Genomic DNA, 22,644 nt, shown 5'->3' on the forward strand with positions numbered 1-22,644 from the left:
TGTTTTCTATAGAATTTAGAGGTTTATAGCTTTCTCAACTCCAATAAAACCACATTCTCTACATGATGCGTCTGTGGGAACATATCAACTGGCTGAACGCGAGCTACTGAATACATTGAATCCAACAGCGCTAAATCTCTAGCTTGCGTGGCAGGGTTACAGCTGACATAGACAATCTTAGGAGCTTGGATTTTTAATAGCATTGATACTACATCTGCATGCATACCAGCCCTAGGAGGATCAGTGATGATAACATCTGGCCGCTCGTGATTGGCCATGAAATCGTCATTCAATAGATCTTTCATATCACCAGCATAGAATTGGGTGTTGTCTATGCCGTTGATCTCTGAGTTGACTTTTGCATCTTCTATAGCCGCTTCGACATATTCAATGCCGATCACTTTTTTGGCGTCTTTCGCGATGAAATTGGCGATGGTACCCGTGCCAGTATACAGGTCATAGACTACTTCGTTTCCAGAAAGCTCGGCATAGTCCCGCGCTATTTTGTATAGTTCATAAGCTTGTGTTGCGTTAGTTTGGTAGAAAGACTTTGGTCCAACACGGAATTGAATTCCTTCCATTTCCTCCGTGATATAAGCTTTGCCATGATGAACTTTCACATCAAGGTCGTGGAAGGTTTCATTTGCTTTATTATTGATCACATATTGTAAAGAAGTGATTTCAGGGAAATTTATTTTCAAGTATTCCATTAAACCTTCGTTCTCAGGTTGGTCTAAGGCAAACTGTACGATAACCATCCACTCATTTAAAATGGAATTGCGGATAATGAGGTTCCTAACGGATCCTGTTTTTTTCGAAATGTCATAAAAAGGAAGCTTATTATCCCGACAGTAATTCTTTACAGCATTACGAATTTTGTTCGATGGATCGGGTTGATGGAAGCACTTTTCAATGTCAAGGATCTTATCAAACCGTCCAGGAATGTGAAAGCCAAGACCACGGCGATCTAATTCTTCTCCGCTGTCAATTTCTTCCTTAGTCACCCAGCGCCAATTGGTAAAGGTGTATTCTAGCTTATTTCGGTAGAATTGTATGTTGGAGGAACCAAGGATAGGAGTAATCTCTGGTAGCTCTACTTTGGCAATTCTTTCTAAGCTATCTATTACTTGTTGATGCTTATATTTTAATTGAATCTCATAAGGAATGTGTTGCCACTTACAGCCACCACAGGTGCCAAAGTGTTCGCAAAATGGTTCAACACGGTCTTCGGAATAAGAATGAAACTTTACAGGAGTAGCTTCCATAAAGTTAGATTTTTTGCGTGTCACGCGAACATCCACCACATCACCTGGGGCTACTTTTTCTACGAAAATAACTTGCTCATCTACTCTAGCGATGCATTTACCTTCTGCTGCAATGCCTTCGATTTTTACCTGTTCAAGAACCTTTTGTTTCCCCCTGAATTTTCTTCCCATGGCGCGAAATTAGTAAATAGTTAATTGGGAATTAGTTATCGGATGACCTGATAAATTCATCAAGGATGAATTTTAGACGTTTTACCTTAAATTGATCATTTATAATGACCGTATTGAACTTCTTTCGAGTAGACTCTATCGATATAAAATAGCTCATAGACATGTACTTACCGGTTGTCATTGAGTCAACTTTTATAGCCTTTACCTCATCGAAGTTTATTTTACTTGTATCTCTCAACCATCTCAAAATTTTGTGATTATAATCTACCTTAATCGTTTTGTCATCAGAATTTAGGTCGATGACGTTAAAAGAATTTATTATTCGTAAATAAAAAAATGAGTTTATAATAAACCATAAGAATGAAATCATCAAACTCCAAAGGTCCGTTTCGTTAATAAGTAAAGTTATTGGAGGGGCAAGGATGAAAACTACGAACAGATCCGTATAGGCAGGGACTTGTGACTCTAATCTTAATGACTTTTGATCATAGAGGATCTTAAAATTCTTGATATCCGAAAGACTTTGGTCAATTACCCTTTGAATTTTTTTCGATGAATTCCTCATGACTATCAGCCAATTTCCTGACAAAGCTCAATCAAAACACCATTAGTGGTTTTAGGGTGAAGGAAACACACGAGTTTATTATCTGCTCCCTTTTTTGGTTCTTTATTGAGAAGGGTAAATCCCTCGCTTTCAAGCCGCTTCATCTCTGCTCGAATATCTTCCACATCATAAGCAATGTGATGAATGCCTTCGCCTCGTTTTTCTAAGAATTTGGCAATCGGACTGTCGGGATTGGTGGCTTCTAACAATTCTATCTTATTCGGGCCTACTTGAAAGAAGGAAGTATTTACTCCTTCTGAAGCTACGCTTTCTACTTTGTAGTGAGGTTCGCCAAATAGTTTAGCAAAAAGGTTATTCGAAGTATCTAAGTCTTTAACGGCAATGCCGATATGTTCTATTTTTTTCATTTCAATACGCTTATGAGCTCATTTTAGTATCCCAAAGTGTCGGTGAATAAAATCTCTGGATACTATCATCAGATTCCCTTCTACATTAAAATAACTATTAGTAATAGTAAATAATCATTACTTATCTTTGTAATGAAAACAGGAAACTTATTAACGGTTTTTACTGTTTTAATTATCGCTCAATATATAGAATTGAGTAGAAATAAATGCCGAAATGAATATGACTGGTGCAAGCACAGACATCCATGTGGAAAGTGTAAGACTTCAGAAGAAGATCGAAAGTCACTTAGGAATTAAGGGAAGCGAATTAAGTTTTGAATTTGTAGCCACTGAGGGGAAAGTGAAACTTGATATGATCACGATTAACCCTAGGCACAATCAATCTTTTCTTTTTCATTCTGAAATAGGTATCGATAAGCTAGATGCTCTAAGAAAGATGTTGGACTATGTAAAGTCTTATAAAGACAAATACAATTCTTACACCATTCAGTGGATTGCCAAAGACGAAAGCGAATTGCATACTTCATATTTCTCGGCAAGTAACATGTACGATGCACTTGACAAACTTTACTATAGTAGAGATATTAATACCATAACGGTTTTTAGTGTAGTGCTTAACCCAGTAGCCTGATGATAACAGTAACAGATACAGCAAAAAATAAAATCGTAGAGCTTAGAACCAAAGAGGGGCAAGCTGATAATTCGAATATAAGAGTGGCCGTACAAGGTGGTGGATGTTCCGGACTGATGTACGACTTGGAGTTTGATGCCGAAATCAAAGAAAAAGACGAAGTGTTCGAAGACAAAGGCGTTAAAATTTTAGTGGACAGGAAAAGCCTTTTATACCTATTAGGAACTACTCTAGACTTCTCAGATGGACTAAATGGAAAGGGGTTTCAGTTTATAAACCCGAATGCATCCCGTACTTGCGGATGTGGCGAGAGCTTCTCAGTATAAGAGAAAACGAAATAAGAAGTTGAAGGCCCCGACTTGTCGGGGCTTTTTTTATGTCTTTTCTTTCTACCCTGAGTTTATCGAAGGGTCTTATGATTCTGAGTGATAAAGATCTCTCGACAAGCTCGAGATAAGAAAGTTGGTTATAAATTCTCCGAGTCGAAGAGCAAGAAACCCTTTGCCTTCTCACCTAGCGCCTCAACCAATTCACCTTCTGAATTCCATGCCCCTGATTGTCCTCCGCCTGTGTTTCCGTCAAAAGCTCCAACGCAGTTACACATTAATACTGGGATGCTATACTGCTTAGCAATTTCAGCAAGTCTTGGGTTATTTCTAGCCACACCGTTTACGGTTTTTGCTACACTGGCGATATAGACTTCAGCGTCGTTGCTATTAGCCGTTTCACTATGCTCAGGAATGGTCAATTCATAGCAAATAGCTAAGGCAACTCTTTTTTCTGCTTCAATAATGCCATTGCTCTGGAGTCCAGGCACAAAATAGGGCAACTCATCTTCGTGCAAGTACTGTTTCGAATAGATTGATCTACTTTGTTGAGGTTGAAACAGGACAAGGCTAATGTTTATGCCTTCTTTTACTTTAATCGGCGCGCCAATACAAATAATAATGTCATGACCATCACTAAGTGCTTGAAATGGGTCTAGCCTTTGGTCCTTTAAATCCATAGCTAAACCTTTGGCTAATTCTGGTTCGTAACCAGTTATCGACAATTCCGAAAAGATGATAAGGTCGGCAGATTGCGAAATTGCGTCATTTACTTTATTCAAATGATCTTGAATATTAGCAGCTATATCTCCGGCGACAGGTTCTGTTTGGGCAAGGCAAAACTTCATGGATTAAATATCCTGAAATCTTAACTTGTTCCAAAGTGATCTCACAAAAGGCTGACGATTTTCCCTTTCTTGGGAGGTATAATTTTCTAGTAAGCTCTTACCTCTTTGCCTTCCATAAAGTTGATGAAAGCTTTGTTTACAACACGGTTTCCACCCGGTGTTGGATAGTCGCCAGTAAAGTACCAATCGCCAAGATTTTTAGGGCAAGCTTGGTGAAGATTATCCACCGTTTGATAAACTACTTCTAGCTCAGCTTTCAATCCTTCAGGTCTTACTATCTCTGTAATTTTCTCAGAGATTTCGTCGTAAGAAAACTCGTTATAAAGCGCCTGAACGTAATTCTCTTGTTTGTCGGAATTAATATTCGCTAAGGCTTTGTGATATGCTTCTTCTAAAAGGTTTTCCTTGAAATGATCTTTCAATAAAGACAGCATAGCTCTAAACGCCACAAACTCCTTAATTTTCGACATGTCTATGCCGTAGCAATCAGGATAGCGTATCTGCGGAGCTGAAGAAACAATAACAATCTTCTTTGGCTCAAGTTTGTCGAGCATTTTAAGAATACTCTTCTCCAAAGTAGTCCCTCTTACGATCGAATCGTCAATGACCACTAAAGTATCGACGCCTTTATTAATGACTTCGTAAGTAGTATCGTAGATGTTTGCTACTAAATCATCACGACTATTATCATCGGCAATGAAAGTTCTGAGTTTAGCATCTTTAATTACCAGTTTTTCAACTCTAGGCTGAAAACTCAGTAGCTCTTCATGCGATTCTAGTGAAGGCTGTCCGTCGATAATGACTTCTTTTCTTCGCCTGAGCATGTATTGATCCAAACCTTGCATCATACCCAAGAAAGATATTTCGGCCGTATTAGGGATGTAAGAAAATACGGTGTTCTTCAAGTCGAGATTAATCGATTTCAGAATTTGAGGGATGACTAGTTTCCCTAAGTCTTTTCTTTCGTTGTAAATATCGGGATCAGTACCTCTGGAGAAATAGATTCTCTCGAAAGAACAAGCTTTCAATTCACCCTGATCCATAATTGGCACCTCTTTGTAAGAAGCGTCTTTATTGACAATTAAGGCGTGTCCGGGTTCTACTTCAGTAATTTCTTCGTAGTTGACGTTGAAAGCAGCTTTGATGGCTTGCTTTTCTGATGCTACTACAATCACTTCATCGTCGATATACTTAAAGGCAGGACGAATTCCATTTGGATCGCGAACAACAAACGAGGCACCATGACCTAAAAGACCGACCATGGCATAACCTCCATCGAAATCTTTGAACGAACGTTTCAGCACGCGCTGAAGATTCATTTCATTTTCAATGTGTTTAGTGATCTCGTGATTCTCTTTATTCTTTCGATACTTATTGAAAAGACGTTGGTTTTCTTCATCAATAAAGTGACCTATCTTCTCCATGACGGTCACGGTATCTGTTTTTTCTTTGGGATGCTGGCCGAGTTGCACGAGCAAGTCGAAGAGTTCATCAACATTTGTCATGTTGAAGTTTCCTGCCATTACTAGGTTACGGCTACGCCAGTTATTTTGTCTTAAAAATGGGTGGCAGCTTTCAATACTATTTTTTCCATGCGTACCATACCGAAGGTGACCCATCCAAAGCTCGCCTGTAAAACCCATGTTCTTTTTCATCCATTCGGAATCTTTAGGGTCATAACCTGACTTCTTTTTCGCTTTTTCGAACTTGCGTCCAATTTTGGCGAAAATTTCCGTTACGGGTTGTTGGTTGATGGTTCTATAACGACTTATAAACCTAGTACCTGGTTCTACATCAACTTTGATGTTCGCCACGCCCACGCCATCTTGGCCTCGGTTTGACTGTTTTTGCATCATGATGTAAAGCTTGTTTACCGCGTAGGTAGCCGAACCATATTTATCAATATAGTACTGAAGCGGTTTTCGGAGTCGAATATGGGCTATGCCACATTCGTGTTTTATTTGCTCACTCATTTAGGTATCCAAAGCTCAAAATTAATACTATTCACTAGGCCTACAAACCAATCTGATCTAAAGAATAACAGTAACAGCGGAACTACCAATAAAGTGCCCGCGAGTCTATCAATTAGTCGAATGTCTTTTATTTGAATCTTATTAGGGCTTGATTTGAAATAGAGGAAGTATGGTAGTTTGAGATAATAAAAAAGTGAGACGACCGTATTCATCAATCCAAAAATAAATACCCAAAAAAGAATGTCTTTTTCTCCTGTCTGATAAGCATCCCAAAGTGCAGAGAAAACATAAAGCTTTGCATTGAACCCAGCAGTGGGTGGTAGGCCGGTTAGGGCAATCATTACTATAAGCACTAGAACAGACATGTATGGCAGTTTTGCCCCTAAACCTCTAAAACTATCCAGTGCTGTAGTGCCTGTTTGTCTTTCATATACTTGGACAAGGAAGAAGGCTGCACAATTCATCACCAAATAAATGATGGCATAAAAAATCATCGATTCATTGCCAGCACTGGTAAAAGCTAAGATGCCAACCAATAAAAACCCCGCATGGGCTATGGAGGAGTAGGCTAGCATACGTTTGATATCTTTCTGCCAGAGTGCCGAGAAATTTCCAACGGTCATACTAGCAATGGCTAATACGCCAATCCATAACTGCCAATCTATAGTCGGGGTGTTGATGGTGTTAGCGAATTTAAAGATGATGCTGAGTGCAGCTAATTTTGGAATTACTGAAAAAACGGTAACAACAGGGGTTGGGGCTGCTTGGTAAACATCTGGTGACCAAATATGAAGCGGAAATGCTCCAAGTTTAAAGATAAAACCGGCCAATATCATGGCGCAAGAAATGTATAAGGGAAGTTTTGGTATTTCGCTTATGGCTGCGCCAAATCCTATACTGGTAATGTCTAGCGTTCCCGTGAAGCCATACACCCAACTCATTCCGTATAGCATTATAGCAGAGGCTACTGCTCCGTAAATGAGGTATTTTAAACCTGCTTCCGCTTTATCTTTTCCTTTTATAATCGCCGTAAGTACATATGAGCAAATGGATACAACTTCTATAGAAATATAAATGATGAGCAAATTGCTCGACATAGTCATAAACGAAGCCCCAAGTAATAAGCCAAATAGCATGACGAGTATTTCGCTGCTCTCGAAAAAATCATGTCGTTTATCACCGGATCGAAGGGCTGTAACAATAGCAACGACAAGGCAAACAACAAAGCCTCCTTTTAACATTATAGAAAGTCTATTAATATCTAATAAACCACCCATAAGCGCTTTAGAATCAGGAAAAGCATACCATTGCTGAATTAGTAGAACAAAGGTGTATGCAAGACCAACTAATGCGATAGCCGTAAGGCCGATCGATTTATTCTTTTTGAAGATTAAATCAAAAATGATTAAAAGAAGGAGGGAACCAACGATGGAAATTTCGGGAAGCAAAGACCATAAATCACTACTTGTATTTGCTAGTTGCTCACTGAGTCCATTATGTTGGGTTTGGGCAATCAGCATTACTTGGCAAATAGAGATAAATGATTGGTGAAACTTTCAACCGAACTATTGATCAAGTCTAATAACAACGATGGATTAATTCCGAATAATAGGATCAAGATTACTAAAGGAACCAGCATGAGATATTCTCTAAGGTCTAAGTCTTTTAAGTCAGCCACCCAATTCTTATCCTTTACCCAGAATTGACCAAAAAACATGCGCTGCAGTGTCCATAAATAATAGCCGGCCCCAAGAACCAGACCTATGGTGCCGACTACTGGCATCCAACCTGGAATAGCACCAATCATATCAGATGATTTAAAGGCTCCTATGAAAACCATCAGTTCTGCAATGAAACCTGAAAATCCTGGCAAGCCAAGCGATGCAAAGAAGGCAATTGTGATGAATACTGTATACTTAGGCATTTGATGGGCTAGTCCACCATAGTTTTCTATCAGCCTGTTATGGGTTCTATCATAAAGCACACCGGCTAGCAAGAATAATAGTGCAGAAATAAGGCCGTGAGAGAACATTTGGTAAATAGCACCACTGACTCCTTCTATCGTTAATGCGGCCAATCCAAGTAATACAAAGCCCATGTGCGACACCGAGCTATAAGCAATTAAACGTTTAAGGTCTTTTTGGGCGAGGGCATTGAGCGCGCCGTAAATAATGGCGAAAACACCAAAGAAACCGATCAGCCATGAATAATGAAAGGCACTATCAGGGAACATTGCAAAGGCAGTTCTAATGAGACCATAGCCGCCAATTTTCAATAGAATACCTGCCAAAACTACGGAGATTGGGGTAGGTGCTTCAACGTGTGCGTCGGGTAGCCAAGTATGGAAAGGAACGGCTGGTAACTTGATGGCAAAGCCAATGAGTAAGGCCAAGAAAGCCATCCACCTTGCTGGTTGTCCGAAGATTTTTGCAATGCTAGTGGTAGCCAAAAACGAGTCGGGAATAAAGTTATCAGCGTCCGCCATGTGAATCATATTGAATGATTTCACAATGCTTTCAGTAGGGATGGTTCCGTTTTGAACCATATCTTGAATCTGCTCGATGGAAGCTTCTTGGTAACCCGCTTCAATCCCGGTTTTAACAGGGTCGTATACAGAGTTATAAAGTCCGATCATTACAATCAGAATCAAGATTGAACCAACTAATGTGTATAGGAAGAACTTAATGGCAGCGTATTCTTTTCTTGGGCCACCCCAAATACCAATAAGGAAATACATTGGTAAAAGCATGAATTCGAAGAAGAGGTAGAATAAAAAGAAGTCCAGCGCCACAAAACAGCCTAAAACTGATGATGATAATAACAAGTAAAGCCCGAAGTAGCCCTTCTTTTTATCTTTGATATTCCAAGAAGCAATCATACCGATAAACAATACAACAGCTGCTAGAAGAAGCATGCTAATATTCAGTCCATCCGTTCCTACAAAATAGTCTACAGAAAACCTGCCCAACGAACCTAGCGATACGGAAAACCATTCTGTCTTTTCTACTAGCTGTAAGGAAGCCTCACTATTGATAGCTCCTTTGCTGATGGTATCAAAACTAACTACCGCATAAAGCGTCAGCATAAGTGTCAACCCTAAGCTCAGTAAGCCTACCGATCGATAAAGGTTCTCGTAAATCTTTGGCGTAAGCACAATGAGTAGTGCTGCGACTAAAGGGATAAAAACGATATATGATAACAGGTGCGCCATAATTTAGAAGACCAAATAAAGCATTAATAGTATGATGAATACAAAACTCACCATAATGTAAGTCTGAACATTTCCGCCGTGGAAAGATCGTGTAAACTGACCAACACGGCCACTGGTAAAAGCAATCAGTTGAACAAAACCATCAACAAAATACTTGTCGAACCATTTGATAACATGTGCAAAAATGACTTGCCATTTAGCCATTCCATTCACAAAACCATCAATTATGCGTCTATCAAACCAAGATAAGGCTTCTGATTTCAGCATAATAAATTTCAGCACCCACTTTCGGTAAAAAGCATCTTGATACCAATGGTAGAAGGAAACTTGACCTAGAAAGCCTGTGGGTTCTCTTCTTTCAACAAAGGTTTGCTCGAGCTTAGCATTGGGTTTATACGAAAAGTAAGCGATAATAATTCCTATGAAAGCCAAACCAATTGATACGGCATTTACAAGGCCATGTAAATTATGAAAGGTTTCAGGTAGAACATCTACTAGACTTTTTGCTGCATAGGAAGCAGGTACAAGATATATTGGTGTTGGAAATGCTTCCACAAACCAGGTATGTTCTGCATTGAGCGTTAAGCCAAATAATGGACTTAAGGAAAGTAGTGCTAGAATTGCCACAGGCAATAACATGACCCAATTGCCTTCTTTGAGATTTGCACCGATACCTTCCTTTTGAACGATTTTCGGGAGGCGGAAATTACCAAAAAAGATCAGGCAGATCATTCTAAAGGTATAAAATGCTGTCAATAGCACGGTGGCAAACGCCAATACTTCTGGAATATAGAAACCACCGCCTTTGATATCGGCCCAAACCGATAAGTTCAAGAGAATAGCGTCTTTAGAAAGGAAACCTGAGAAGCCAGGGAGCCCAGCTAAGGCGAGTGAGCAGATGAGAAAGCAAATAAACGTTTTAGGCATATGCTGTCTTAAGCCACCCATAACGCGCATGTCTTGCGTATTGAAACTGATCTCTTTCGATTCTAATTTATGTAGTTGATGAATGATGATTCCGGCAGATAAGAATAAGCCTGCTTTGAAAAAAGCATGTGTTACCAAGTGAAAAAGTCCTGCAGTATAAGCACCTACACCCATGGCCATTACCATGTAGCCTAACTGTGATATGGTACTGTAGGCCAATACTTTCTTAATGTCGAACTGTGATAGGGCGGCAATAGCGGCCATAAATGCTGTGATTGCGCCGACTATGGCAACAACTTCTAGTGCTTGTGCATCGAGAATTACAAAGACTCTGGCGAGCAAGTAAACGCCGGCGGCAACCATAGTGGCTGCATGAATAAGTGCCGATACTGGCGTAGGGCCTTCCATCGCATCTGGAAGCCAAACTTGCAGTGGGAACTGTGCCGATTTACCAACAGCTCCGCAAAATAGGGCTATGCCGGCTGCGCTAAGCCATCGGGCATCGAGACTACCCATAAATTCTTGTCCATTGTTGATAAAATGTGTGACCCAATTTCCGTTTTCTATATCACTATCAATCATAAGTGTTTTGATCACTTCAAGATCGAATGACTGAAACTGTGTATACAAAATCATTAGGGCGGTAATGAATCCAAGATCTCCAATCCGGTTCATGATAAAGGCCTTGTTTGCAGCAATTGAGGCTGATTTCTTCTCGAACCAAAACCCTATAAGTAGGAATGAAGAAAGTCCAACAAGTTCCCAAAAGATGAAGATGAAAAGCAGGTCATAGAAGAGTACTATGCCCATCATAGAAAATGTAAAAAGTCCTAAATAGGCAAAGTACCTTGGTTTTGCTTTGTCTTTGCGCATATATTCTTGCGAAAAGAGATGCACTAATAGGGAAATAAAATTCACGATTACCGCCATGATCAGCGTGAGTCTATCGACTAAGAAAGCGTATGTGATTTGAGTGTCTCCTATTTTAAACCAATGACCCCGAATACTAATCGTTTCGCCATTCCAATTTAAGGCAGTAAGGTAAATGGCAATAACAGTGTTTACGCCTAGAAGAAATGTAGACCAGTGAGGCGCTCTTTTACCCAAACTTTGAGTAGAGATAAAAGAAATCATGGGAATGGCCATTAGCGCGATGAGCCAGTAAATGATTGGGTCTCCTTTGGGCAATATGAGGTCTTGAATATTGATCACCCTTTGAGGTTATTTATTTTATCCAAGTCTGCTGTTTGGAAGTGCTTATACACTTTTACAATTATTGAAAGGCCTACGGCAGCTTCTGCGGCGGCTACTGTAATAACAAATATTGAGAAAATCTGACCTTGAAGCGCCATTGAATCGAAGCTGCTAAATGCGATTAAGTTTAAGTTGGCAGCATTGAGCATAAGCTCTATTCCGATTAATACCATGATAGCATTTTTTCGCGTGACAACTACAAATAAGCCTGCACAAAATAGAAAGGCGCCTAGGATTAAAAGATAGTCAAGCGGCATTTTCTTCCTCCTTTCTTGAGTTACCTGCTATGCGAACTGCTCCAATAAGCGCGATTAATAAAAGGATGCCTATTATCTCAAAAGCCAGTACATAGTCTGTCATTAGGTTTAATCCAAAATCTTCAATACTTGGCGTAATTTGAGAGGAGTTTTGAGTCCAGCCGAGGGTGCCGAAATTGGCTGCGAGTATGCCTTTAAATAGTAGTGTGAAAAATCCGGCTGCTATTAAGAAACCAAGCCATTGGTGATAGGTAGTACTAACGACTTTTTTACCAGATAATCTATTCGTCAACATTATGCCGAATACCAGTAAAATTAGGATTCCGCCTACATAAACGAGTATTTGAGTGACAGCAATAAATTCGGCGCCTAAGAAGATGAATATGCCGGCCAATCCAACGAAGGTTAGGATTAAGGCAAAAGCAGCGTATAAAATGTTCTTTGTGAACATAATGTACAAGGCTGACAATGCAGTAATGCATATAAAAACATAGAATATGATGTTGGTTAACTCCATTTCTTATTCGCTGTCTTCGGGTTTGTCTTTTTTACGAGCAGGCACCTTGGGCCTTGCAGGTACTTTAGGATTTATAACTGGTCTTACTGTTTTGCCTTCTTCTTCACTTTTTGCAGCTGGAATTTTAGGCTTTAAAATGGCTTTACTCGATGAGTCATTCTCGGCCTTTTTTACTTGTATTTTTGGTTTAACAACTACTTTGGGCTTTGCGCCTGGAACCTTAGGCTTTACAGCGCCTATAGGCCGTGGCTTGAAGGTTGGTTTTACTTGTGGCGCGCTGCCAGTGGTAGGTATACTTGCTTTGGCTTTTTCTGCAGCTTTCTTAGCGCTGTATTCTTCGAATGCTTTCTTCTTCTCTAAAATTTCGATTGGAGTCATATTAGCGAATGGGACATTATGCTCCTCAAAATCAAAGGCACTAAAGTCATATTCACTCGTCATGGTAAGGCATTCTGTAGGGCAAACCGTTGTACAAAGTCCACAAAAACAGCATTTGGCCATGTCAATATCAAACTTTGCGGCATAGATTCTGAGTGGCGTTCCATCCGATGTTTTACCAAATGTTTCTGTTGCGCGAACTGGTTCAATATCAATGCAGTTGACAGGGCATACTTTCGCGCACTTATCGCAAACTATGCAGTCATCTATCTCATTGTGCAGTTTGTATCTTCCATGATCGGGTACTGGAATCGTTTCACGAGGATACTGAAGCGTGAAAAGTCCGTTTTGCTTTTCAAAATAATTCTGATCTTCTGGGCCAATGGGTGCTCGTTGTTCCCGAGCATCTAGCATGTGTTTTCCGGTAATTTGCAGGCCTTTTTTCAAGGTCTGTGTTGCCGTTTTTATGCGTATCCAATATGATTTAATCCCATCTGACATTTATACCAATTGCAATACCAAAGTTAAAAAGTAAAAAGTCTTACCATGCTCATTTAGTTGCCTGTTTCTAATCATATCATTAGCATCCTCCAAATAGCGCTTAGTAATACAAGAAGTATTGAGGCAGGCGTTAAATATTTCCAACTTAAATTCATGAGTTGGTCAATTCGGAGTCTTGGGAAAGTCCATCGGATCCACATTTGAATGCCTATCAATAAGAATGCTTTGCTAAGCATCCAGAAAGCCCCCCAAATATGTCCTGCTACTGTTCCAGGAACACCGCTAGTCCATTCGGCCAATTCAACTGAACCGATATTCGGTAAAGGTGTATTCCAGCCACCGAGGAAAAGAATGGCGGCTAAAAACGAGACTAGAAGCATGAGTCCATATTCACCCATCATTACGAGTCCCCATCTAAGGCCTGAATATTCAGTATGAAAACCACCAACCAATTCCGATTCTGCTTCAGGAATGTCGAATGGCGATCTATTACTTTCAGCTAGTGAAGCGATAAAGAAAATGATAAAGGCAAAAAGAAAAATCGGAGCTCGGAAGATGTTCCATGTCAAGATTCCACCAATTTCAGTAGTATTAAGGCCAAGTGCTTTTATACCAAAGAGGTAGTTTTCTGCTTCGACATCTAGTGTATTCCACCAAATACCCTGTTGATAAATAATTTCTTGAAGATCTAATGATTGGGAAATCATTACAACGCACACGACTGTTAACCCGAGTGGTATTTCGTAAGAAATGACTTGCGCTACTGATCTCATGGCCCCAAAGAGGGCATATTTACTGTTCGATCCCCAACCCGACATGAGAATACCGATAACATCTAAAGAAACAATAGCTAAAAGATAGAAAATGCCAACTTGAGCGGATGAGCTTCCGAAAGCGGAGGTTAGGGGTATAACAGCGAAACCTGCAAAAACAGCGGTAAAAATAACAACAGGACCTGGCTTGAATATTCGTTTGTCAGCTGCTAAGGGTACAATGTCTTCTTTTTGGACTAGTTTTAATAGGTCAGCTACAGTTTGTAGCAATCCGTAATAGCCAACTTCCATTGGCCCGTAGCGATCTTGAATAAAGGCAGAAATCTTTCTTTCCGCATAGACTACAAAGACCATGTAGACGAGAAAGAAAGTTAAGAAAATGAGAAACGTAATCACTTATATTAGCCTTTATCGCTACAAAGAAAACACATAAATAGTTAACAAACACCCTTTAGTCCGTTGAGCAATCGCAACATTAAAGCGTGTCTTATTTTACTGTTTCTTGAAGGTAAGAATAAAGGGGGGTTACTCCCAGAGTTTATGTTGTTGTAAAGGCACTTTTACACCAAAAAATAATGCCGTGGCGGCTTCAAAAGAAGGTGTTATATCTGAAACCAAAAACTCATTCTTTTTTACCCGACCTTCAGACTTTAGCTGATGTTGATCGAGTAATTTGCCTAAAGCTTCAGCAACTATTTCTGAAGAGTCTATAACATCAATCTCGTTATTAAAATACTCCTCAACTTTATTTTTAATAAGTGGGTAGTGCGTACAGCCAAGAATAAGTGCTTTAATATCTGCAAATGATTTATTAGAGAGGTATTCTTGGATTATAGCTTCTGAGATTTCGTTTTTATGGAAGCCTTCTTCGATCATAGGAACCAAAAGCGGTGTGGCTAGTGAACCTACAGTGATTTTACTGTCTTTGGAATGGATCTGATTTTCATACACTTGAGAACCAACCGTCTGCTTGGTTCCGATAAGCCCTATTTTTTGTTGTGGATACTTGTTAGCGACATATTCTACAACGGGATCAATAACATTCAAAACCAAAGCTTTTGATCCTAAATAGGCCTTGATTAAATCATAAGCCGCCGCAGAGGCCGAGTTACACGCGATCAGAATAACCTTACACCCTTTTTCTAGCAGGATATCACATATTTTGATGGAATAGGCCTGAATGGTTGCCGCTGATTTATCTCCATAGGGGAGATGCGCCGAATCACCGAAGTATATCAGTTGTTCATTTGGTAAAGCTTTACTTACCGCATGAGCCACAGTAAGGCCTCCCATTCCACTATCAAATATGCCGATAGGTTGTTTATTCATTGACACGAAGGTATTTGAAACTAATCAAATACAAAACGTGCATTTTTGGAAATATTGAGTTAGTCGTTCCGAAGCCATCTTAATCGGGTTAGCGGTGGCAAATCTCATGGCTTGTGAACAAATAGTGATCACGGCTAAAGCTCCGGTTAATATGCCTGCGACCGAAATAATACCTATGCCGATATTGATATGATAAGCAAAAGAGCCTAACCAACTGTCAAGGGCATAAATTGATAAAGGAATAGCTACAAGGAAGGCAATGAGTATGAGCAATGCATAACTTTTGTTGATCATTAAAAGTATACTGGCAATGCTAGCACCAAGCACTTTTCTGATGCTGATTTCTTTAGCCTTTTGTTCTAGTGTGAAGCTAACTAGCCCTAAAAGGCCAATACATGCTATGAATATGGCAAGGATGGAGAAGATCTTAGAAATATCACTCAACTGATTTTCTGCTTCGTATTGCCTATTAAAATTATCGTCTAAAAAAAGTTCCGTCAAATGAACGATCAGGGTTATATTCAGCAAAAGTGTCTTTGATAAAATGAAGTTTTGCCATTCTTGTTCCTTTGGCCTGTAGCCTGTATTCATACAGCTCCAGTAAGTCACCTTGTAAAATTTCAAAGTGCTTTTCAGAACACAAATACCTCAACAAACGCTGAGGCCATAGAGGAGGGTTTGACCATTTTTCCTCCATTAGCTTAGGCTATCAGTTGATAAATTGGGTATGAGCTTGAAAAGATCATTGCGCAGTGAATTTGCTTTAACAAGGGTAGCCTTACCAGCTGCAGTTATGTTATAAAACCGCTTTCGTCTGCCGCCTCTAGATTTGGTTGCACCGCCTTCTCGCGAGTCTATGAAACCCTTATCTTCTAATCGGCTCAATGCCGAGTGTAATGCGCCAATGCTTGGTGTTCGACTCGTTCTTGATTCAATTTCGAGCTTAATGGCTACGCCATAGGCGTCGTCTTGCAGAACGCCTATTGTAAGAAGTACGATTTCTTCGAACTCACCTAAGTAGGTTCCTTTCATTTCAATATTATTAGTTTCCTAAATGTAGAGTTCAATTTATTAATTTCCTAATTGTAGAACATATTGACTCCTTTTGCATGCTGAGAAAAATGATTCTTGTTGAGCTTGTAATTATTTCAGTTTGTTGTCTAAATCCTCACTTCAGACATCGGTGAGGGTAATGTTTTCTGGACCAAAGGAGTCAAGTTCTTGTTTCTCCGGCATGTTCTTTACTTCGATGGCTATCTAGCTGCGGCAGTGATCCATATGAAGAGGGGCAAGTATGATGGGTGTAAACAAAAAAAGACTTCAAAAAATGAAGTCTTTAACGGTGTGATCTGGCTGGGGTTCGAACCCAGGACCCTCTCCTTAAAAGGGAGATGCTCTACCAGCTGAGCTACCAGATCATCCTGTTTTTGTTACCGAATTTAGAGTGTTTTTCTTAATTCGGACTGCAAATGTAAGAGGTTCAAAATTAAATGCAAACACTCAATATGAATTTATTTTAGATTTCTTATATCAGCTCTTTTTAAGGGTCTAATAGATGAATGAAGGCTAGATTCTAGGGGGTTGGTTATTAGAATATAGAGGGTTTTATCCGTCGAATTATTCAATGTATTTGGGATTATAGAATTGGTAAATCCCCTTAAAGGGAAAATTTGTTATCCAAAATGATCGTTTCGCCTGTTAAATGTTGTGAAAGGTATGGGTGAAGAAAATGTGCTAGCTATATTCGTGATTCGAAAAGCCCGATTTAAAAGGTTTACCGATAGATTATAAGTAAGGATTCAGATAATATGCAAAAGAGTTTTTTCAGGTTTGCTTTACTCATTACCATTGGAATGGTCTCAATATTTCAGAATGGTGTTGGTCAAGATATAGATACTAACCTGAAAAAGGCAGATTCTTTGTTCAATGAGCGTTTGTTTACGCAGTCTTTAGAGATTTATGAGGGTATCTACGAGGGTAGCGAGAGGGCTACTCCTGCTATGCTATTAAAAATGGCTTATAGTCAGGAAGCCATGGGAAACCTCAGTCGTGCCTTAATTTATCTGCACGATTACTATAGACTGACTTCAGATAAGGAAGCATTGAAAAAGATGGACGCCCTTGCTCAAGTAAATGGTTTAGAGGGCTATGATACAAATGACTTTCAACAATTTGTAAAGGCTATTCAAGATTATGATATACTCATTATTGCTGTGCTTATCGCGCTGAACTTACTGATTCTGTCTATGATTTTCAGAAAGCTTAAAAAGCATCAAGAGAGATCGCCGGGTCTAGCTGTAGGTTTAGTAATTGTACTGGGTTTAACTTTCTTCTTCGTAAACTTTACTGGTCCTAAAGAACAAGGTATTGTCACCAGTGATAATGCTTATGTAATGTCAGGGCCTTCTGCTGCCTCTGAATTAGTGGAAGTTGTCGGTCAAGGTCATAAGATAGAGATCATCGACAAAAAGGATATCTGGTATCAAATTAAATGGAGAGGGAAAAGGGCTTTTGTGAGAGAGACTAACCTTGAGTCTTTGCTTTAGCGATCTACTTCGCCTAAAACGATATCTATAGAGCCTAGAATGGCCACTAAATCTGCAATTAATCCACCTTTGGAAAGCTCTCCGAGAATTGAAAGGTTGACAAAACTTGCTCCCCTAGCTTTACATCGATAAGGAATGTCAGACCTACCATCTGCTCTGAAAAAGAAACCGGTTTCACCCTTAGGGTTTTCAGCTCTAACGTAGAAGTCTTGAGCTTTCGGTCTAATCTTTTTAGGAACGTTGGCTCGTGGGTCGAAATCCCGCGTTCGCTTGTGATCGCCGGTCAATTTTGCCAAAGATTGCTCTATTATGCTGATTGACTCGTAGCATTCTTTAACCCTAACAGATGTTCTATCCCAACAATCTCCTAAGCTGCCCATTTCTCCTTTGCCAATCGGTATATCGAAATCAATTTCGGCGTAAACGGAATAGGCATCAACTTTTCTTAAATCAAATGAAAGACCTGAAGCACGAAGCATCGGACCTGTTATTCCATAATTAATGGCCAGGTCAGCTGGAAGAATACCGACATTAGCGGTTCGATCAATAAAGATTTTATTCTGCAGAACTACCTCTTCGAATTCAAGGAGTTTTGGTTTAATGTACTTTGTGAACTCTAGACATCTTTCTTCGAAGCCTACAGGTAAATCGTAAAAGAGTCCACCAACCCAAATGTAATTGTATAACATTCGTGCTCCAGAAGCCCATTCCAATAACCTAAGAATATGCTCACGATCGCGAAGCATCCAAGGGAAAGGAGTAATGGCACCTATATCCATGGCGTAAGTGCCTAAGGCTATAAAGTGTGATGCCAATCGGTTTAATTCTGCTACGACTACTCGAATATATTCTACTCTTTTATGTATTTCGTTTTCAATGCCTAACATTCGTTCAACACCCATGACAAAGGCGTGTTCCGAATTCATAGCTGCTAGGTAGTCCATGCGATCTACGAAAGGCAATGTCTGATTATAAGGTAAGCTTTCGGCGTGCTTTTCGAAACATCTATGTAAGTAGCCCAAGTGCGGGGCTACATCTACTATTTCTTCTCCGTTTGTAACTACTTCCAAGCGTAATACGCCATGAGTCGACGGGTGTTGAGGCCCAATATTGACAATCATTTCCTCACGCTTGAGGTTTTCGGCCTTAAATTTCTGCGGAGCAGACTTTCGAAGGTTTTCGTTGTCAAATATGTATTGAATCTCGTTTGCCACTAATATTCAACTTTTATGCCTCTGTAATATGTCTGGTGTTGGTAGTCTTTTTTCAAAGGGTGACCTTCCCAATCTTCAGGAAGCAGAATTCTTCTTAGGTCTGGATGCTCATTGAAATAAACGCCAAACAAATCGTAGACTTCTCGCTCTTGCCAATCGGCTGTTTTCCAGATTGATGTTAAGGAATCAATCGATGGTTTTTCTCTTGGTAAAGTGACCTTCACCATCAAATGATGGTTGTATGGAATTGAATATAAATTATAAATCACTTCCATAGAGTCTTTCTCTTCGCCGTTATCCATACCGGTGATGCAAGAAAGCGAATCAAAATAAAGTGTTTCGGTAGCATGCAAGTGGTTCATGCATTTCACCAAATTATCAGTACTTATTTCTATGCATTTTGGAGAGGCCAATTCATCGGTTGATAGGATAATATCACTATCAAAAGCTGCTTTAAGGTTCGATATGATTTCTTCGAATGTCATGCGTTTTCTTTGGCCATTAATTTTTCAATTGCGGTAGGAGCAACAATACTTTCGCCTTTTATTTTCTCTTGAAGTTTCAATAGTCCACCAATCAGCGCTTCTGGTCGTGGAGGGCAGCCCGGAACGTAGACATCAACGGGTATAATTCTATCAACTCCTTTTACTACGTGATAACCGTGTTCCCAGTAAGGCCCGCCACAATTGGAACAAGAACCCATCGATACTACATACCTTGGTTCGGCCATTTGTTCATAGAGCCTACGCACTCTATCGGCCATTTTAAAAGTAACTGTGCCTGCCACGATCATCACATCGGATTGCCTAGGGCTAGCGCGTGGTACAATGCCTAATCGGTCCAGATCATATGGAGTGCCTTGTGTGCTCATAAATTCTATGGCGCAGCAGGCTGTGCCAAATGCCATCGGCCACATCGATGACAGTCTCGCCCAATTTATGAGGTCGTCAAATTTTGTTATGACGATACCACCTTTCCCAAGTTTTTGATCTAAAAGACCCAACGTTTATGCTTTAAATTTTTCGTAGGCACTATCTGGTATTCTCGATTTATAGCTTGTTTTTATTTGTGCTGGTTTTACCCAGTCTAAATAGCCTTTGCACCATGCATAAGCCAGCCCTAAGGCTAGTATAAAGATGAATATGAACATTTCTGCAATTGCAAACCATGCCCAACTCCAGTTAGTACTTTCTATTAATTCCTTATCACCAAAAATGATTGCCCAAGGGAAAAGATAAATGATCTCTACTTCAAAGAGAAGAAATACTAGCGCAACGATGTAGAATTTTATGTTGAATTGACCCCAGGCTGTACCTACAGTATCTTCACCAGATTCATAGGTAGTTAATTTCTCAAAATTTGGTCGACTTGGCCTTAAGAATTTGGATGCGGTAAGACCTACCACTGCGAATGCAATAGCGCCTAGGATGAATATTAATAAGGTTCCGAATTCTGATAAGTCGGTCTGGATCATTTTTAAAAATTCAGCGGATCGTGATGCTGAAAATGGCCATTCATTTTAATGCGATTTTTAGCGCCTTCCATTTCGCGAATTAGTGGCAGTGCTCTTTCTAAATGATTAATCATGTAGTGTTGTCGCTGCGACTCGCGTGTCATTTGCAACATGTCGTATTCCTGCTCTAAAGATAAGCCTAATTTATGTGCTAATTCAAAAGAACTTGAGATCAGTTCTACATCTAGTTTTTCTTCCATTTTTAATATGGAAATCAACTCCTTGGCTAATACCTTTAATGCAGACCATTGTTCGTGTTCGGCATCATAAAAACTTTCAATGCTTTCTATTTGGCCTCCTGCGTATAGTTTACCAGGCGCTTTTTCATCGAAAGTAAAAACTTGAAAGGTGCCAATACATCGCGTTGAAATATCCATTTCGCCAGCAGGGTATCGTTTTACCACGTCCATTACTTCCATTTCTGCTCCAAACTCCTTCATTCCTTCTTCGAATACGGGTATTCCAAAGGTTTTCTGCTCATTCACGCATTCGTTGATAAGCTGCTTATATCGCGGCTCGAAAATATGCAGGTTGAGTTGTTCTCCTGGGAAGGCAACAAGTTTCAATGGAAAAAATGGTAAATAACGCTTACCCATGATCCTTAATTATTCTGCTAGCAAAAAAATGGACGGTTTGCATCCTTTATGAGCATTGATTTAATGTCTGATTTATTAATTAAAACAGACTCATAATACAAAAGCCCCTTTCGGGGCTTTTTGTTTACATATTTTTCACAATTTCTTGTCCGAACTCGGAACATTTAAGGAGCGTGGCTCCTTCCATGAGCCTTTCAAAGTCGTAGGTGACTTTTTTCGAGGCAATCGCGGCTTCTAATCCTTTATAGATTAAATCTGCAGCTTCTTGCCATCCCATATATTCAAACATCATAGCACCGGAAAGAATTACCGAACCTGGGTTCACCTTGTCTTGCCCAGCATATTTAGGGGCAGTACCGTGAGTGGCTTCGAAAATTGCATTTCCAGTAATGTAATTAATGTTTGCTCCTGGTGCTATACCGATACCACCAACTATTGCTGCTAGGGCATCAGAAACATAATCACCGTTTAGGTTCAAAGTAGCGATCACAGAATATTCAGCAGGTCTTAATAAGATTTGTTGTAAGAAAGCATCCGCAATTACATCTTTAATGATGATTTGATGTCCATCTTTCTCTATGATCTGCCATGGTCCGCCTTCATAGTCTTTACCACCGTATTCATTTTTTGCAAGTTCATAACCCCATGCTTTAAATGCACCTTCAGTAAATTTCATGATGTTACCCTTGTGCACAAGAGTAACTGAATCTCTTTTTTGGTCGAAAGCATAATCGATAGCGCTTTTGACTACTCTATGCGTTCCTTCTTCAGAAACTGGTTTGATACCGTATCCTGCACTTCCCGGGAACCTTACTTTAGCGTATCGGTCTGGGAAATTCTCTTTTAAAAGTTGGCCGAACTTCTCGCAATCTTCGGTTCCTTTTTCAAACTCTATACCGGCGTAAATGTCTTCAGTGTTTTCACGGAAAATCACCATGTCGCAAAGGCCAGGTTGTTTTACCGGTGAAGGAGTGCCTTCGAACCATCTTACAGGTCGAACGCAGGCATAAAGGTCTAGTTCTTGTCTTAAGGCTACGTTCAGAGATCTAATACCTCCGCCTACAGGTGTAGTTAAAGGGCCTTTGATTCCTACGAGGTAAGATCGGAATGAATCTAACGTAGAAGTTGGCATCCATTCGCCAGTAGCATTAAATGCTTTTTCGCCGGCAAGTACTTCTTTCCAATTGATTGATTTATCATTTCCATAAGCCTTTTCGACAGCATTGTCGAAAACAAGCTGTGCTGCTGGCCAGATATCTACACCTATACCATCACCTTCAATGAAAGGTATTGTTGGGTTGTTGGGTACATTAAGTACACCATTGTTGATCGTTATTTTTTGTTCACTCATAATGTCTATGAAATAGTATTATTCTGTTTGCAATGCGCAATGTAACAATTTAGCCGTGTTTCAGAGTTCCTTCAATTCTCTTTTAGTATGA

General features: G+C 39.8%; 25 protein-coding genes and 1 tRNA gene. 3 read left to right on the top strand and 23 right to left on the bottom strand.

What is annotated here, in order from left to right:
- Positions 1-23 precede the first annotated feature (23 nt).
- From rlmD to mce, 3 genes are read right to left on the bottom strand one after another with little or no spacing between them, the layout of a single operon-like run.
- Entirely contained in the window at positions 24-1,436 is a 1,413-nt protein-coding gene (gene rlmD / locus JXQ92_RS13205; RefSeq protein WP_421987093.1) for a 23S rRNA (uracil(1939)-C(5))-methyltransferase RlmD, read from the bottom strand.
- Positions 1,437-1,467: 31 nt separating this feature from the next.
- Complete coding sequence (locus JXQ92_RS13210; RefSeq protein ID WP_421987094.1) at positions 1,468-2,001, bottom strand: hypothetical protein; 534 nt, start codon at positions 1,999-2,001, stop codon at positions 1,468-1,470.
- A 5-nt stretch (positions 2,002-2,006) separates the two neighbouring features.
- Positions 2,007-2,408: a methylmalonyl-CoA epimerase gene (mce, locus tag JXQ92_RS13215; RefSeq protein ID WP_421987095.1), complete on the bottom strand. Its 402-nt coding sequence runs from the start codon at positions 2,406-2,408 to the stop codon at positions 2,007-2,009.
- Between the two features lie 214 nt (positions 2,409-2,622).
- On the opposite strand from mce, the gene JXQ92_RS13220 reads away from it, so the two are divergent.
- On the top strand, positions 2,623-3,039 hold the full coding sequence (locus tag JXQ92_RS13220; protein WP_421987096.1) for a hypothetical protein: 417 nt from the start codon (positions 2,623-2,625) through the stop codon (positions 3,037-3,039).
- Positions 3,039-3,365: a HesB/IscA family protein gene (locus JXQ92_RS13225; protein ID WP_421987097.1), complete on the top strand. Its 327-nt coding sequence runs from the start codon at positions 3,039-3,041 to the stop codon at positions 3,363-3,365. The genes JXQ92_RS13220 and JXQ92_RS13225 overlap by 1 nt, the downstream gene beginning before the upstream one ends.
- Before the next feature lie 140 nt (positions 3,366-3,505).
- On the opposite strand, the gene JXQ92_RS13230 is transcribed toward JXQ92_RS13225, so the two are convergent.
- The 14 genes from JXQ92_RS13230 to JXQ92_RS13295 form a co-directional block, all read right to left on the bottom strand.
- On the bottom strand, positions 3,506-4,213 hold the full coding sequence (locus tag JXQ92_RS13230) for a carbon-nitrogen hydrolase family protein (RefSeq protein WP_421987098.1): 708 nt from the start codon (positions 4,211-4,213) through the stop codon (positions 3,506-3,508).
- Positions 4,214-4,299: 86 nt separating this feature from the next.
- Complete coding sequence (locus JXQ92_RS13235) at positions 4,300-6,186, bottom strand: amidophosphoribosyltransferase (protein WP_421987099.1); 1,887 nt, start codon at positions 6,184-6,186, stop codon at positions 4,300-4,302.
- Positions 6,183-7,706: an NADH-quinone oxidoreductase subunit N gene (locus tag JXQ92_RS13240; RefSeq protein ID WP_421987100.1), complete on the bottom strand. Its 1,524-nt coding sequence runs from the start codon at positions 7,704-7,706 to the stop codon at positions 6,183-6,185. The genes JXQ92_RS13235 and JXQ92_RS13240 overlap by 4 nt, the downstream gene beginning before the upstream one ends.
- Entirely contained in the window at positions 7,706-9,397 is a 1,692-nt protein-coding gene (locus JXQ92_RS13245) for a complex I subunit 4 family protein (RefSeq protein WP_421987101.1), read from the bottom strand. Before JXQ92_RS13245 ends, JXQ92_RS13240 begins: the two co-directional genes overlap by 1 nt.
- Before the next feature lie 3 nt (positions 9,398-9,400).
- Entirely contained in the window at positions 9,401-11,536 is a 2,136-nt protein-coding gene (nuoL, locus tag JXQ92_RS13250; RefSeq protein WP_421987102.1) for an NADH-quinone oxidoreductase subunit L, read from the bottom strand.
- A complete protein-coding gene (gene nuoK, locus JXQ92_RS13255) occupies positions 11,533-11,835 on the bottom strand; it encodes an NADH-quinone oxidoreductase subunit NuoK (protein ID WP_421987103.1) in 303 nt (100 codons plus the stop codon). The genes nuoL and nuoK overlap by 4 nt, the downstream gene beginning before the upstream one ends.
- Complete coding sequence (locus JXQ92_RS13260; RefSeq protein WP_421987104.1) at positions 11,825-12,352, bottom strand: NADH-quinone oxidoreductase subunit J; 528 nt, start codon at positions 12,350-12,352, stop codon at positions 11,825-11,827. Before JXQ92_RS13260 ends, nuoK begins: the two co-directional genes overlap by 11 nt.
- Before the next feature lie 3 nt (positions 12,353-12,355).
- The gene (locus JXQ92_RS13265) at positions 12,356-13,231 is read right to left on the bottom strand and encodes a 4Fe-4S dicluster domain-containing protein (protein ID WP_421987105.1); all 876 of its coding nucleotides are present in this window, start codon (positions 13,229-13,231) and stop codon (positions 12,356-12,358) included.
- A gap of 71 nt (positions 13,232-13,302) precedes the next feature.
- Entirely contained in the window at positions 13,303-14,400 is a 1,098-nt protein-coding gene (locus JXQ92_RS13270) for a complex I subunit 1/NuoH family protein (protein ID WP_421987106.1), read from the bottom strand.
- A 129-nt stretch (positions 14,401-14,529) separates the two neighbouring features.
- Positions 14,530-15,333 carry a glutamate racemase gene (gene murI, locus JXQ92_RS13275; RefSeq protein WP_421987107.1) on the bottom strand — a complete coding sequence of 268 codons (804 nt, stop codon included), beginning with the start codon at positions 15,331-15,333 and terminating at the stop codon, positions 14,530-14,532.
- A 24-nt stretch (positions 15,334-15,357) separates the two neighbouring features.
- Positions 15,358-15,861, bottom strand: coding sequence for an ABC transporter permease (locus JXQ92_RS13280; RefSeq protein ID WP_421987108.1), 504 nt, complete (start codon positions 15,859-15,861; stop codon positions 15,358-15,360).
- Positions 15,809-16,030: a permease prefix domain 2-containing transporter gene (locus JXQ92_RS13285; protein ID WP_421987109.1), complete on the bottom strand. Its 222-nt coding sequence runs from the start codon at positions 16,028-16,030 to the stop codon at positions 15,809-15,811. The genes JXQ92_RS13280 and JXQ92_RS13285 overlap by 53 nt, the downstream gene beginning before the upstream one ends.
- Positions 16,030-16,365 carry a PadR family transcriptional regulator gene (locus JXQ92_RS13290; RefSeq protein WP_421987110.1) on the bottom strand — a complete coding sequence of 112 codons (336 nt, stop codon included), beginning with the start codon at positions 16,363-16,365 and terminating at the stop codon, positions 16,030-16,032. Before JXQ92_RS13290 ends, JXQ92_RS13285 begins: the two co-directional genes overlap by 1 nt.
- Positions 16,366-16,678: 313 nt before the next feature.
- A tRNA-Lys gene (locus JXQ92_RS13295) sits at positions 16,679-16,751 on the bottom strand.
- 390 nt (positions 16,752-17,141) lie between these two features.
- Between JXQ92_RS13295 and JXQ92_RS13300 the strand changes: the two genes are divergently transcribed.
- Entirely contained in the window at positions 17,142-17,879 is a 738-nt protein-coding gene (locus JXQ92_RS13300) for an SH3 domain-containing protein (RefSeq protein WP_421987111.1), read from the top strand.
- On the opposite strand, the gene JXQ92_RS13305 is transcribed toward JXQ92_RS13300, so the two are convergent.
- The 6 genes from JXQ92_RS13305 to icd all read right to left on the bottom strand — a co-directional run bounded on the left by JXQ92_RS13305 (position 17,876) and on the right by icd (position 22,553).
- Positions 17,876-19,093: an NADH-quinone oxidoreductase subunit D gene (locus tag JXQ92_RS13305; RefSeq protein ID WP_421987112.1), complete on the bottom strand. Its 1,218-nt coding sequence runs from the start codon at positions 19,091-19,093 to the stop codon at positions 17,876-17,878. The two genes, JXQ92_RS13300 and JXQ92_RS13305, sit on opposite strands and share 4 nt — an antisense overlap.
- Positions 19,093-19,578, bottom strand: coding sequence for an NADH-quinone oxidoreductase subunit C (locus JXQ92_RS13310; protein WP_421987113.1), 486 nt, complete (start codon positions 19,576-19,578; stop codon positions 19,093-19,095). Before JXQ92_RS13310 ends, JXQ92_RS13305 begins: the two co-directional genes overlap by 1 nt.
- Entirely contained in the window at positions 19,575-20,096 is a 522-nt protein-coding gene (gene nuoB, locus JXQ92_RS13315; protein ID WP_421987114.1) for an NADH-quinone oxidoreductase subunit NuoB, read from the bottom strand. The genes JXQ92_RS13310 and nuoB overlap by 4 nt, the downstream gene beginning before the upstream one ends.
- A gap of 3 nt (positions 20,097-20,099) precedes the next feature.
- Positions 20,100-20,567: an NADH-quinone oxidoreductase subunit A gene (locus JXQ92_RS13320; protein WP_421987115.1), complete on the bottom strand. Its 468-nt coding sequence runs from the start codon at positions 20,565-20,567 to the stop codon at positions 20,100-20,102.
- A gap of 2 nt (positions 20,568-20,569) precedes the next feature.
- Complete coding sequence (locus tag JXQ92_RS13325; RefSeq protein WP_421987116.1) at positions 20,570-21,202, bottom strand: LON peptidase substrate-binding domain-containing protein; 633 nt, start codon at positions 21,200-21,202, stop codon at positions 20,570-20,572.
- A 124-nt stretch (positions 21,203-21,326) separates the two neighbouring features.
- Complete coding sequence (gene icd / locus JXQ92_RS13330) at positions 21,327-22,553, bottom strand: NADP-dependent isocitrate dehydrogenase (RefSeq protein ID WP_421987117.1); 1,227 nt, start codon at positions 22,551-22,553, stop codon at positions 21,327-21,329.
- Positions 22,554-22,644 lie beyond the last annotated feature (91 nt).

The organism is Roseivirga sp., from assembly GCF_049099775.1.
In the GTDB taxonomy this organism is placed as follows: Bacteria; Bacteroidota; Bacteroidia; order Cytophagales; family Cyclobacteriaceae; genus Roseivirga.